Origin of the sequence: Brevundimonas sp. DC300-4, assembly GCF_049897365.1 — a bacterium.
GTDB lineage: Bacteria > Pseudomonadota > Alphaproteobacteria > Caulobacterales > Caulobacteraceae > Brevundimonas.
Genome location: NZ_JAFCWC010000008.1, coordinates 124694 through 136219, shown reverse-complemented (window position 1 = coordinate 136219; position 11526 = coordinate 124694). Strand labels below are relative to the sequence as shown.

At 64.7% G+C, this 11526-nt stretch carries 13 protein-coding genes and 1 other annotated feature; of the genes, 9 read left to right on the top strand and 4 right to left on the bottom strand.

The window, feature by feature from the left end; translation table 11 throughout:
- From ACP7AZ_RS13315 to ACP7AZ_RS13305, 3 genes are all read left to right on the top strand, one after another.
- A partial coding sequence (locus tag ACP7AZ_RS13315; RefSeq protein ID WP_426039122.1) for a hypothetical protein occupies window positions 1-128 on the top strand: 128 nt, incomplete at its 5' end.
- Window positions 129-185: 57 nt separating this feature from the next.
- Complete coding sequence (locus ACP7AZ_RS13310; RefSeq protein WP_426039116.1) at window positions 186-1511, top strand: acetyl-CoA hydrolase/transferase family protein; 1326 nt, start codon at window positions 186-188, stop codon at window positions 1509-1511.
- 149 nt (window positions 1512-1660) lie between these two features.
- Window positions 1661-1711, top strand: a sequence feature (sul1 is cis-regulatory element that is thought to sense ions involved in sulfur or methionine metabolism; They are found in Alphaproteobacteria).
- 51 nt (window positions 1712-1762) lie between these two features.
- Complete coding sequence (locus ACP7AZ_RS13305; protein ID WP_426039115.1) at window positions 1763-3244, top strand: SulP family inorganic anion transporter; 1482 nt, start codon at window positions 1763-1765, stop codon at window positions 3242-3244.
- A 57-nt stretch (window positions 3245-3301) separates the two neighbouring features.
- Here ACP7AZ_RS13305 and ACP7AZ_RS13300 read toward each other — a convergent pair whose 3' ends face one another.
- On the bottom strand, window positions 3302-3946 hold the full coding sequence (locus tag ACP7AZ_RS13300; RefSeq protein ID WP_426039114.1) for a YoaK family protein: 645 nt from the start codon (window positions 3944-3946) through the stop codon (window positions 3302-3304).
- Window positions 3947-4109: 163 nt separating this feature from the next.
- On the opposite strand from ACP7AZ_RS13300, the gene ACP7AZ_RS13295 reads away from it, so the two are divergent.
- Complete coding sequence (locus tag ACP7AZ_RS13295) at window positions 4110-4880, top strand: spermidine synthase (protein ID WP_426039123.1); 771 nt, start codon at window positions 4110-4112, stop codon at window positions 4878-4880.
- On the opposite strand, the gene ACP7AZ_RS13290 is transcribed toward ACP7AZ_RS13295, so the two are convergent.
- Together ACP7AZ_RS13290 and ACP7AZ_RS13285 are read right to left on the bottom strand one after the other, a co-directional pair.
- Window positions 4786-5019 carry a helix-turn-helix domain-containing protein gene (locus tag ACP7AZ_RS13290; protein ID WP_426039121.1) on the bottom strand — a complete coding sequence of 78 codons (234 nt, stop codon included), beginning with the start codon at window positions 5017-5019 and terminating at the stop codon, window positions 4786-4788. The two genes, ACP7AZ_RS13295 and ACP7AZ_RS13290, sit on opposite strands and share 95 nt — an antisense overlap.
- A 58-nt stretch (window positions 5020-5077) precedes the next feature.
- Window positions 5078-5518: a hypothetical protein gene (locus tag ACP7AZ_RS13285; protein ID WP_426039113.1), complete on the bottom strand. Its 441-nt coding sequence runs from the start codon at window positions 5516-5518 to the stop codon at window positions 5078-5080.
- Between the two features lie 240 nt (window positions 5519-5758).
- On the opposite strand from ACP7AZ_RS13285, the gene ACP7AZ_RS13280 reads away from it, so the two are divergent.
- Genes ACP7AZ_RS13280 through ACP7AZ_RS13265 form a run of 4 tightly spaced genes read left to right on the top strand, consistent with a single transcriptional unit; the run spans window position 5759 to window position 9229 of the window.
- Entirely contained in the window at window positions 5759-6130 is a 372-nt protein-coding gene (locus ACP7AZ_RS13280; protein ID WP_425990508.1) for a DUF983 domain-containing protein, read from the top strand.
- A 57-nt stretch (window positions 6131-6187) separates the two neighbouring features.
- Window positions 6188-6553: a helix-turn-helix domain-containing protein gene (locus ACP7AZ_RS13275; protein WP_426039112.1), complete on the top strand. Its 366-nt coding sequence runs from the start codon at window positions 6188-6190 to the stop codon at window positions 6551-6553.
- Complete coding sequence (locus ACP7AZ_RS13270) at window positions 6550-6921, top strand: DUF983 domain-containing protein (protein WP_426039111.1); 372 nt, start codon at window positions 6550-6552, stop codon at window positions 6919-6921. Before ACP7AZ_RS13275 ends, ACP7AZ_RS13270 begins: the two co-directional genes overlap by 4 nt.
- Before the next feature lie 13 nt (window positions 6922-6934).
- Window positions 6935-9229, top strand: a complete 2295-nt coding sequence (locus ACP7AZ_RS13265) for an NADP-dependent malic enzyme (protein WP_426039110.1) — start codon at window positions 6935-6937, stop codon at window positions 9227-9229.
- Window positions 9230-9497: 268 nt separating this feature from the next.
- On the opposite strand, the gene ACP7AZ_RS13260 is transcribed toward ACP7AZ_RS13265, so the two are convergent.
- A complete protein-coding gene (locus ACP7AZ_RS13260; protein WP_426039109.1) occupies window positions 9498-10514 on the bottom strand; it encodes a helix-turn-helix domain-containing protein in 1017 nt (338 codons plus the stop codon).
- A 145-nt stretch (window positions 10515-10659) separates the two neighbouring features.
- On the opposite strand from ACP7AZ_RS13260, the gene ACP7AZ_RS13255 reads away from it, so the two are divergent.
- The gene (locus ACP7AZ_RS13255) at window positions 10660-11478 is read left to right on the top strand and encodes a DUF2306 domain-containing protein (protein ID WP_426039108.1); all 819 of its coding nucleotides are present in this window, start codon (window positions 10660-10662) and stop codon (window positions 11476-11478) included.
- Window positions 11479-11526 lie beyond the last annotated feature (48 nt).

The following is an 11526-nucleotide window of genomic DNA, read 5'->3' as shown; positions in this document are numbered from 1 at the left end:
GGTCCGGCAAGATCATGCGGCGGATCCTCAGAAAGATCGCCGAGAACGATCTGGGGTCGCTGGGGGATACGTCGACCCTGGCGGACCCGTCGGTGGTCGATGATCTGGTGAAGAACCGGGGTGGGTAGGCCGCTTCCATCGAACCCGGCGAGGGTCCAACGTCGGCCTCAATCCGGAGCGTCTCATTGACCGCCATCGACACCCTTTACCGCCAACGCCTGATGAGCCCGGCCGATGCTGCCGACCTGATCCCCTCGGGCGCCAGGATTGCCATGGCCCTGGGCGTCGGCCAGCCGCCCGCCCTGCTGAAAGCGCTCGCGGACCGTGCCGAGGCCGGACAGGTCGACGATCTTCGCCTCTACTATCTGCTGTCGACCTCGATCGCGGGCGACACCGTCCTTCGCTACGAGCTCATGGATCGCATCCATCCGTGCAGCCTGTTCCACAGCGCCATCGAGCGCCGTCTGGATGCGCGGGCGCGCGAAGACGGTCGCCCGTCGGTGGTGCAGTTCATCCCGACCGGGTTCCAGCAAACACCCCGTGTGCTGTGCCAGGAGATCGGGGTTGACACCCTGATCGCCACGGTCTCGCCGATGGACGCCGACGGCAACTTCTCTTTCGGCACCAATACCGACTACGCGCAGCCCGTTTCCAAAACGGCGAAACGCGTCATCCTTGAGGTCAATCCGCACATGCCGCGCGTGTTCGGCGACTGCACGGTCCATGTCTCGCAGGTCACCGCTCTGGTCGAGAACGCCGTCGCGCTGCTGGAAGTCGCCAAAGCCGCGCCGCAACCGGCCGACACGGTCATCGGCGGGCTCATCGCCGGTCTCGTCGAGAACGGCGCGACGCTTCAGATGGGCATCGGCGCCCTGCCGGACGCGGTCTGCGCCGCCCTCAAGGATCACACGGACCTGGGCATCCACACAGAGATGCTGACGCCGGGACTGGTCGAGCTGATGAAGGCCGGCGTCGTCACCAATGCGAGGAAGACCCTGCATCCGGGCAAGTCCGTCTTCGCCTTCTGCATGGGTGATCGATCGACCTACGAATACCTCGACCAGAACCCGGCCCTGGAGGCCCATCCTGTTTCGTACGTCAACGATGTCCATGTCATCGGGCGGAACGAACGGATGGTCTCGGTCAATGCGACGCTGGAGATCGATTTGGACGGGGCCTGCTGTTCCGAGCACCTGAACGGCCACCAGTTCACCGGATCGGGCGGCCAGCTCGACTTCGTGCGCGGCGCCTATCTCTCGAAAGGCGGCCTGTCGATCATCGCCTGTCACGCGACCGCCAGGGGCGGCGCCGTGTCGCGTATCGTCCCACGGCTCTCGGGTCCGGTGACGACACCCCGCAATGACGTGCACATGGTCGTCACCGAATATGGCGTCGCCAATCTCAAGGGACTGAGCACGTCCGAGCGCGCTCGCGCCATCATATGCCTCGCCGCGCCGCAGTTCCGCGACGAACTGACTTCCCGTGCGAACGAGATGGGTGGGCCTCGCTAGAGGCGGATATTTCCAATGACCGAGAGGGCTCGGAGGCGGCAGGGCCCCGCGAACGGTGCTGACAGGTTAACCCCGCCAAGGCGAAAGCCGCCCGACGTCGGCCCTTCAGTTGCGTCATCGCCTGAAATGCTGCATCTGCACGGTCGTCATCAGGACCCGGCGACGGGTGGCTACCCCGGGCGCCGATCCCTCGGGAAACGAGAACGACGCATCGCCGCGGGCGAGCCGTTCCCAACGACAGACTGAATTGCATGACCCTTATCGCATCGGCGCGCCAGCAATGGCTCGCCAACCCTCGCCGTGATCTGCTGGCGGGCACCGTCGTGGCGCTCGCCCTGATCCCCGAGGCGATTGCCTTCTCCATCATCGCCGGCGTCGACCCCGCCGTCGGCCTCTACGCCAGCGTCGTCATCGCCGTGACCATCGCCTTCGTCGGCGGGCGCCCCGCCATGATCTCGGCGGCGACCGGGGCGATGGCCCTGCTGATGGTCGGTCTCGTGCGTGACCACGGCATCGAGTTCCTCTTTGCCGCCTCCCTGCTGACCGGTGTGTTCCAGATCATCGTCGGTATCTTCAAGCTGGGGCGGTACATCAAATTCGTGTCGCGCAGCGTCATGACAGGCTTCGTCAACTCGCTCGCGATTCTGATCTTCCTGGCGCAGATGCCGGAGCTGATCGGCGCCAACTGGCAGACCTTCGCCCTTGTCGGCGCAGGACTGGCGATCATCTACGGCTTTCCACTGATCACCAAGGCAGTGCCCGCCCCGCTGATCGCCATCGTGGCCCTGAGCGTCTTCGTGGTCGTCACCGGCGTGGATGTCCGCACCGTCGGCGACATGGGTCAACTGCCTTCGACCCTGCCGGTGTTCCATATCGCCAATGTGCCCCTCACCTGGGAAACGCTGCTGATCATCGCGCCGGTGTCCGCGACGCTGGCCTTCGTCGGCCTGCTGGAAAGCCTGCTCACCGCCAACCTGCTCGACGACATCACCGACACGCCTTCGGACAAGGACAGGGAGACGCGCGGCCAGGGCATCGCCAACATCGCTTCGTCGCTGTTCGGGGGCATGGCGGGCTGCGCCATGATCGGCCAGTCGATCATCAACGTGACCTCTGGCGCGCGAGGGCGGCTTTCGACGCTGTGGGCAGGGCTGTTCCTGCTGTTTCTCATTCTCGTGCTGGGGCCGTGGGTCGCGCAGATCCCCATGGCCGCCCTGGTCGCCGTCATGATCATGGTCTCGATCGGAACCTTCGACTGGGGGTCCGTGCTGAAGCTCAGCTCCACCCCATTCCAGTCCTCGATCGTCATGATCGCGACCACAGCCACGGTGGTGGCGACCCACGACCTGTCCAAGGGCGTGGTCCTCGGCGTTATCCTCTCCGCCGTCTTCTTCATGCGCAAGGTCGGCAAGACTGTGGTCGTCCAGGAGATCGAGACGCCGGAGGACGGCCGACTTCGGTACCGCGTGACCGGCAATCTGTTCTTCGCATCCGCCGATGTCTTCGCCGCCGCCTTCGAACATCATGGCCATCCGACGCGGGTCGAGATCGACATGACCGACGCCCATCTGTGGGACCTGACCGGCGTCGCCGCCGTGGACAAGGTCGTCTTCCGCTACCGCCGCCAGGGGACAGACGTGGAGGTGATCGGCATGAATGCCGCCGGCCGGACTCTGGTCGACCGCGTCGGCCGTCACGACAAAGCCCATCTGCCGGTCGGCGTCTCACATTGATGGCCGTGCCGCAGCGCCCCGGCGCCTTGCGAGATCGCGGTGGGCGATACCGAACCGTCACCGGCCGCGATCGAGATCCAGCCTGGCTGTGACGAGCGTCAGCGTCGCCATGATGAGCACCGCTCCGAGAAGGGCGTGGACCCCAAAGCTTCTGTACGCCAGCGCGCCCGTGACAGCGCCGGTCAGAAGGCCAAGCCAAAGCAACAGGAACGGCGCCCAGCCCAGGGGATCGCCGCCCAGAAGCGCGGCCGTGAGCCGCTTGCCGAGTTTCACCAGTGTTCCGGTCATATAGGTCAGGCCAATCCTGACCTCGCCATCCTCGGCAAAGACCGTGTTTTCCGCGCCCATGGCCAGCACCATCGGGATCACCGCCAGAACACCGGCGCCGAGCATGTGAGCGAGCAAGGCCGTGGCCAGCAAGACCGTGACCAGGCCGAGGACGGCTGGGCGACGACGGGCCTTGGCGATACGACCGGTGAGTGCGCCCAGCATCACCCCGATTACGAAGGTTGCCAGCAGCACGGCTGCGAAACCCGCCGTGGACGATCCGTCTGCAAGACCGATCCCCAATCTGGTGGAGTTTCCGCTCATGAACGAGACGAAGAAGCCGCCCGTCATCAGGAAGCCGATCGAGTCGACATAGCCCGCGACGCACGAAAAGCACGCGGCGAGAACCCGGACCCGGCGGTCGTACTGCATCATCGGGGAGGCTCTCCGCTGGGCATGAGACTTATCCCTCGACCAAACAACAAGAAATCTGACAACGGCGCTTGCACATTTTATAAATTATAAGTGATACACAAGATATCATAACATAGTGCTTTGCCTGCAAGGTTGATGCGCAAACGGCTGGGGATTGACGCACATGATCGTGGTCCACGAGGTCAACGATGGCGGGCATTCGATCCGCGTTACGGAATCACTGAGGGATGGCGCCCGCCGCTATTTCGATGGTCCAGCCCTTTATACGGAGGTCGACGTCAACGGCGAGAACCGTCTTGGCTACATCGCCGCGATGGAGCGGCAGATGACCGGTGCATCGAGCCTGCTGCTTCTTGGAACCGCCGGGGGCGCTCTGGCCACCCGCTTCAGCCGGGCAGGACGGGCGGTCACGGCGATCGACAACCGCGCGACGGTTTTCGAGATCGCTCGGAACTGGTTTCATATGCCCGACGAGGTCGAGTGCATATGCGCCGACGCGGTCGATTTCCTGCGTTCGAACACGCGTCGCTGGGATGCCGTCGCCGTGGACATCTTCCGTGGGACCGAGATTCCCGACTCCATGTTCGCCGCCGAGGTTGGCGAGGCCTTGCGGCGAGCCGTTGCGCCCGCCGGCGTCGTGGTCTGGAATGTAGCCGACAGTCAGAACGCCTGGCCCGTCTATGTCATCAGACGGATCATGCGCGTCGCCGGATTCGTGCCTAAGGTCGTCCCGGTCCTGGATATGGACATCGGCAACACTCTGGTCGTTTGCCGTGCCGACATCGCACCCCCGTCGCCCACGGTCGGCGGGTCCCGGCCAGGTCTCGGATCGCCATCGGCTAATCACGTTCCAGAAGTCGCACGCCTCGCCCGGAACCTTCGCTCCGTCCTCCAGCCGCAATCAACTCTACCCCGGCCTCGTTCAGCGCATTGATCACCTTCTCCAGACTGTCGACGACAGCCCGCACGACACCCGCGCTCGCCTCCATGCGCTGAATTGTCGGGAGCGACAGTTGCGCCAGGCGAGCGAGTTCCTTCTGGTCGATACCGAGAAGCGCGCGGGCGGCCTTCATCTGAGAACCTGTGATCATGGGTCGGTCTATAATGATGTGTGGAGCATCATCAACCGGATCATGCCGGCCGGGCGGACGCGGATCGCACCGTCACGCCGCCGTCGATGACCATGTCTCTCCACTCGTGCCTCATCTGGCCGATGCCAGTCCTCGACATGTCGAGACCGGCGCTGGCCCACCCCGGGGCCTGCTTCAAAAGGCTCTTGACGGATTCCAGCGCCGAGGGACCATCAAAGTTCAGAACCATCCGGTCGTGCCAGGCCGTGATGATCAAAGTCGTCGGCGTGGCGCGCTCGACCTCGACTTCGCGTGAAATGGGGATTGCGGACAGGCCGGTGTCCGGGTCGAGGAAGATGATCCGCCAGTTTGTGACGAGCGCCAGCCCGGGTCGGCAGACTGACCCATAGTCGCGAGACACGGCATAGCCCTCGAACAGCAGTTCGTCGGCCAGCAGTTTCACTGCCTGCTTCATGTCCATCAGCCGGCGCGTGATTTCCACGATGTCACCCTCATGAGAGATAGAAAAGTCGATATCCTAGATATCGATACTGATGTTTAGACCCTCGGCCTCACGAGGTGCAAGCGCGCTCCGGGTCGGTCTCGCCCCCGGGCTGGAGATCGACCTGCGCCATTGGGAAATGTGATGTAAAATATCATCAGTGATGCTTGAAACATCATTATAAGAGGCACATATGTCTCCTCGCGGGATCAAACCGCTTTCCGGTGTGGAGCGTCTGTCGTGAAGAGTCCCAATCCTTTTTTCGCGGGGGCAAGGTGCAGGTGCCCGCGGTGTGGAACAGGAGCGATCTTCTCCGGATTCCTGACGATACGGCCAAACTGCACCGTATGTGGACTCGACCTCGCCAAGGCTGATCCGGGCGATGGCCCCGTCGTTTTCATCCTCCTGAGCGTCGGCGCGATCGGCTGCTTCGGGTTGTTGTTCACCGAGATGACGTTTCACCCCCCCGCCTGGCTGGAACTCGCTTTCTGGCTGCCCATGATGGCGATCCTCAGCCTGGGCGCGCTGAGGCCGTTCAAGGCCATCATGATCGCGCTTCAATTCCAGAATGCCGCCTCCCAGGCGCAGAACGACGAGACCGGGGATGTCTGACGCCCGGACAAACAGCCTGTCCTTTCGCCATCCGGACCGTCGCTGGGGTCCGGACCAATGATTTCGGGGAGTCAGGTTCGTGCGGCCCGAGCACTGCTCGGCATCGATCAGAAACAACTCGCCAGTCTTGCGGGCCTGTCGCTCCCGACGGTCCAGCGGATGGAGCGATCCGAGGGGTCCGTGAGGGTCATCGTCGATAGCCTGGAGAAGGTGCTGCAAGCCTTCGCCATCGCGGGTGTCGAACTGATAGCCGACGGGTCTCCGAGCGCCGGGCGAGGCATCGGGGTGCGTCTGATCCTGCGCAACCAGAAAGCCCTGGCCGACACGCGATCATCAACCAACACTTCCCTGGCATCTCTGGACGCTCCCGATTCCGCCGAGAGTGCGGGTTGTGGGGCTTGCTCGCCGGAACGGCTAGTATGACCGACGACGCGCCAGTCAGACGCAGCCCCTTCGCCGGCCTCAAGCGCGGGGCTCGGGGTCAATGCCCAAACTGCGGGAAGGGCCGGCTTTTCCGCGCGTACCTGAAGATCCGGCCGATCTGCGAGATCTGTGGTCATGACAACGGCCAGTATCCTGCCGACGACGCGCCACCGTATTTCACCATCCTGATGGTAGGACATCTCGTGGTCGGTCCGTTGCTGGCCTTCCACGTCATCTTCACCTGGCCGCCCGGGCTCGTGCTTGCCGTTCTACTGCCCAGCCTGACCGCCCTGATGCTGTTCATGTTGCCGATCGTTAAGGGCGCCGTGGTCGGCGTTCTTTGGGGCGTGGCCAAGCCCGCCCCCTGAAAGAGTCCCCGCCATGACGCCTCAAGACCGCCGCGCGCGCGCCGACCAGGAAGCGCTCGATTTCCACCGTTGCCCCCGACCCGGCAAGATCGAGGTCAATGCGACCAAGCCGATGGCGACGCAGCGTGATCTCAGCCTGGCCTATTCGCCCGGCGTGGCCGCGCCGGTTCTGGCCATCGCGAACGATCCGGCCGCCGCCTACGACTACACCTCCAAGGGCAACCTGGTCGGCGTGATCTCCAATGGAACGGCCATCCTCGGCCTCGGCAATCTCGGCGCGCTCGCCTCCAAGCCCGTGATGGAGGGCAAGGCGGTCCTGTTCAAACGCTTCGCCGACCTCGACGCCTTCGACATCGAGGTCGCCACCGAGGACGCCGACGCCTTCATCGAGGTCGTCCGCCACATCGGCGCGACCTTCGGCGGCATCAACCTGGAGGATATTTCGAGCCCCGACTGTTTCCGGATCGAGGCGCAGTTGCAGGATCTGCTCGACGTTCCTGTCTTCCATGACGATCAGCACGGCACGGCCATCATCTGTTCGGCCGGTTTGATCAACGCCTGCGAGGTCACGGGCCGCCGACTGGAGGACGTCAAGCTGGTCCTGTGCGGCGCCGGGGCGGCCGGGCTCGGCTCCATCACCCTGATGAAGGCGCTGGGCGTCCGGGCCGAGAACACCACCCTGGTGGACATAGACGGGGTCGTCTATCGCGGCCGGCCTCACGGCATGGACCAGTGGAAAGCGGTCCATGCCACGGACACCCCGCACAGGACCCTGGCCGATGCCCTGGTCGGGGCCGACGTGTTCATCGGCGTGTCTGCAAAAGGGGTCCTGACCCAGGCCATGGTCGCTTCCATGGCCGCCAACCCGGTCATCTTTGCGATGGCGAACCCGGACCCGGAGATCACGCCGGAGGAGGTCCTGGAGGTTCGGCACGACGCGATCGTCGCCACGGGCCGGTCCGACTATCCCAACCAGGTCAACAATATCCTCGGATTCCCCTACATCTTTCGGGGCGCTCTGGACGTCCAGGCGAGCGCCATCAATCACGAGATGAAGATCGCGGCGGCGAGGGCCCTGGCCATGTTGGCGCGTGAGGACGTGCCGGACGAAGTCGCTCTCGCCTACCAGGGCAAGAAGCTGAAATTCAGCCGCGACTACATCATTCCATCGCCCTTCGACCCCCGTCTGATCTGGTTTGTGCCGCCCTTTATCGCCGAGGCTGCGATGGCGACCGGGGTTGCCCGGCGGCCGATCGCGGATATGGACGAATATCGGGCCTCGCTCCGGCGTCGCCTGGATCCGTCGGCGGGCTTTATTCAGACCATTACCGCCAGCGTGCAATCAGCACCCAAAAAGAAGGTCGTGTTCGTCGAGGGCGAAGAGCCGGCCGTCATCCGGGCGGCATACGCGTTCGGCGCCGAAGGTCTGGGGACGCCGATCCTTCTGGGTCGCGATGATGTCATTCGAGCCAATGCTCTCGATCTCGGCTTCGACGACGTCGGCGCAAGCGTTCAGATCGTCAACGCCCGACTGTCGCAGCGAAACACCGACTACGTCGATTTTCTGTATGGACGACTACAGCGCGAGGGCTACCTGCGCCGCGATGTTCAGCGTCTGGTCAATGTCGATCGCAACAGCTTCGCGGCCGCCATGGTGGCGCTTGGCGACGCCGACGCGCTCGTTACGGGCGTGACTCGCAACTTTGATCAGTGCCTAGAGGATGTCTCAAGAGCCATCGACCCCGCAGCGGGGGGCCGCATGTTGGGGCTCTCCGTACTGCTGGAGCGAGGGCGTACGATATTCGTCGCTGACACCTCGATTTGCGAACTGCCCACGCCGGAAGACCTGGTGGAGATTGCGTGTCAGGCCGCAGCCGCTGTGCGTCGCATGGGGCATACTCCGCGCGTCGCGTTTCTCTCGTCGTCCAGCTTTGGCCATCCGCGCGGCGAGCAGCCGGCGCGCGTGCGACGCGCCGTGACGCTGATGGACGAGCGGACGGTCGATTTCGAGTATGAGGGTGAGATGCCGCCCGATGTCGCCCTGGATGACGGTCTTTGGGCCAGCTATCCGTTCCAGCGATTGAGCGAGCCCGCCAACGTGCTGATCATGCCGACCATTCATTCCGCCACCATCTCCACAAAGCTTGTCCAGGCCATGGGAAGGGGCACCGTGATCGGCCCCCTGTTATACGGTCTCAGCAAACCGGTTCAGATTTGCAGGCTCGGAGCCTCGGTTTCAAACATCCTGACGCTGGCGACCCTTGCCGCCTACCAATGCCCCCCTTCTGGCCAACCTCTCTCGAGGTAGGAATTGGTGTTGAGTGATCCGCCCCCCGGAAACCGGATCACTGGACGGTGGAGTTTTCTGCTGAGGTTTCCCTCGTTGGGGATCTGCGCCAATTGCGCAAACCAAACGGGCCGGTCCGCGACCCCACGGCGGTGTCCTTGCGCTGCTCCGGATTCCAGTCGATCGCGGGCGACGGGTCCATCTGCGCAGGCCTGGCTCTCCGGCGACGGCCAGCGTCGGCAACAGGACGCTGACAGAGCCCCGCCTTCGGATCAGAGCGCACCGTCGCTCAAGCGCCTTCGAACCGGCTCCGGACGGCGGCCCTGCGAAAGGCCCGGGGCGTCGTGCCGACCTGGTCCTTGAAGGCCCGATTGAAGGGACCGATCGACCCGAAGCCACAGTCGAAAGCGATCTCCAGGATCGAACCGGTCTCTGCCGGGTCGGCCAGCCGCGCCTTAGCCCGCTCGACGCGATGATGATTGATCAGGCGATTGAAGTTCGCGAACCCCAGGGCCGCGCTGATACATTGCGAGACCCTGTATTCCGGCTCCCCGAGCCGCGCCGCGACGTCGCCGATCCGCAGGTCCGGCGCGCTGTCGATCGCTTCCGTCTGCAGCAGGCGCACCAACCGGTCGGCCAGTCGCCGGTCCTCCTCCGTCGTCGCGCGTCGGATCGGCGAGACCACCGGTTCCGCGAGAGGGTGGCGCAGCCGGAACCACACTGCCGCCATCGCCGCACCGAGACCGACCACGGCGCAGGCGGCTTTGATCAGATTGTCGCGAAGCGCGTCGTCCGGCCCATCTCCCGAGGCCCAGAGCCCCAGGACCGACGCCCCCACCAGCACGGCATAGGTCCCGAGGAAGGCGAGCCGGAACCGCTTCTCTCCGGCGGGCAGGTCGCGCCTGTAGAGATGAAACGGCTCGACGAAGGTGAGCAGCAGGGCGGCCGATCCGCTCATCGCATAGAGGTTCCCGGCCACCCGGGACGCCGCGCCTCCGGATGGGGCCAGCACCGCGACAGCGGCGCTCACCGCGACGAACAGGACGACGATGCGCGGCCACCACGCGTCACGCGTGGAGGAATCGAACAGGGCCCGGGTCAGCAGCCACGCCCACCCGCAGGCCCCCAGTCCGAACACCGCGAAGGCCGTGGAGACATCACCCGTGGTGAGCCTGTGAAGGATGTAGCTGACGAACGACCCCGCCGCGACCGCCGCATAGACCCGCAGCCGACCCGGCGATCGGCCGGGGCCTTGTTCGCTCGCACCCATCGCTGTCGAGCTGCTGAACGGCGTCGTGGTGAACATCCGGTCCTCCCCGGGGACGCCTTTTCATGACCGGGGCGCGCCGGCGAAACAAGAACTTCTGGCCGAATTCCAAATCGGCGAGACCCCGGCGCGGCGACGCCCGCATGCCTGTCGATGACCTCGATCGGAGGCCTCGGGAGATTCCATGTCGACGACTGTTCAAACGCCGCCCTCGCGCGGCCTCGCCTCGAAAGCGCTGCGCTGGTCGGGCATGCTCTGGTTCATCGTCGCCGCCGTCGGCCAGACGGGCTTCATCGGCTTCATCGTCGCCTTCTACGGGGTGCGGACCGTTACCGGCGACTTCTCCGGCTGGAACGACAAGCCGCTGATCGACGGCTATATCGAGGGCGACGATACCGGCAATCTGATCTTCGCCGCCCACGTCCTGCTGGCCGCCGTGGTGACGCTCGGCGGGCTGATGCAGCTGCTCCCCGCGATCCGCCGCAGACTGCCCGGCCTGCACCGCTGGACCGGCCGAACCTTTCTCGTCATCGCCGGTTTCATGGCGTTGAGCGGCATCTGGCTGGCTCTGGTGCGAGGGACCTATCTGTCGGTCATCTCGAACGTCGCCATCCTGATCGACGCCCTGCTCATCCTGGTGTTCGCAGGGTTCGCCTGGCGCAATGCGATCAAGCGACGCTTCGAGCCGCACCGGATATGGGCCATGCGGACCTTCATGGTGGTCAGCGGCGTCTGGTTCCTGCGCGTGGGCCTGATGGGCTGGGTCATCGTCAACCAGGGCCCCGCAGGCCTGACGAAAGACATGAGCGGCCCGATCGACAGCCTCATGACCTTCGGCAGCTATCTGATCCCCCTGACCCTGCTCGAACTCTATTTCGCGGTCCAGCGCAGCAGGGGCGGCGCCCTGAAGATTTTCGCCGCCCTCGTCGTAGTCGCGGCCGCCGCCTACACGGCGCTGGGAGTCGTGGGGACCGTCGCCTTCATGTGGGGGCCCTGTCTGTAGGCCACTCGCCGGTTCCGATCCTCGCGGATCGGAACCAGCGATCATGTC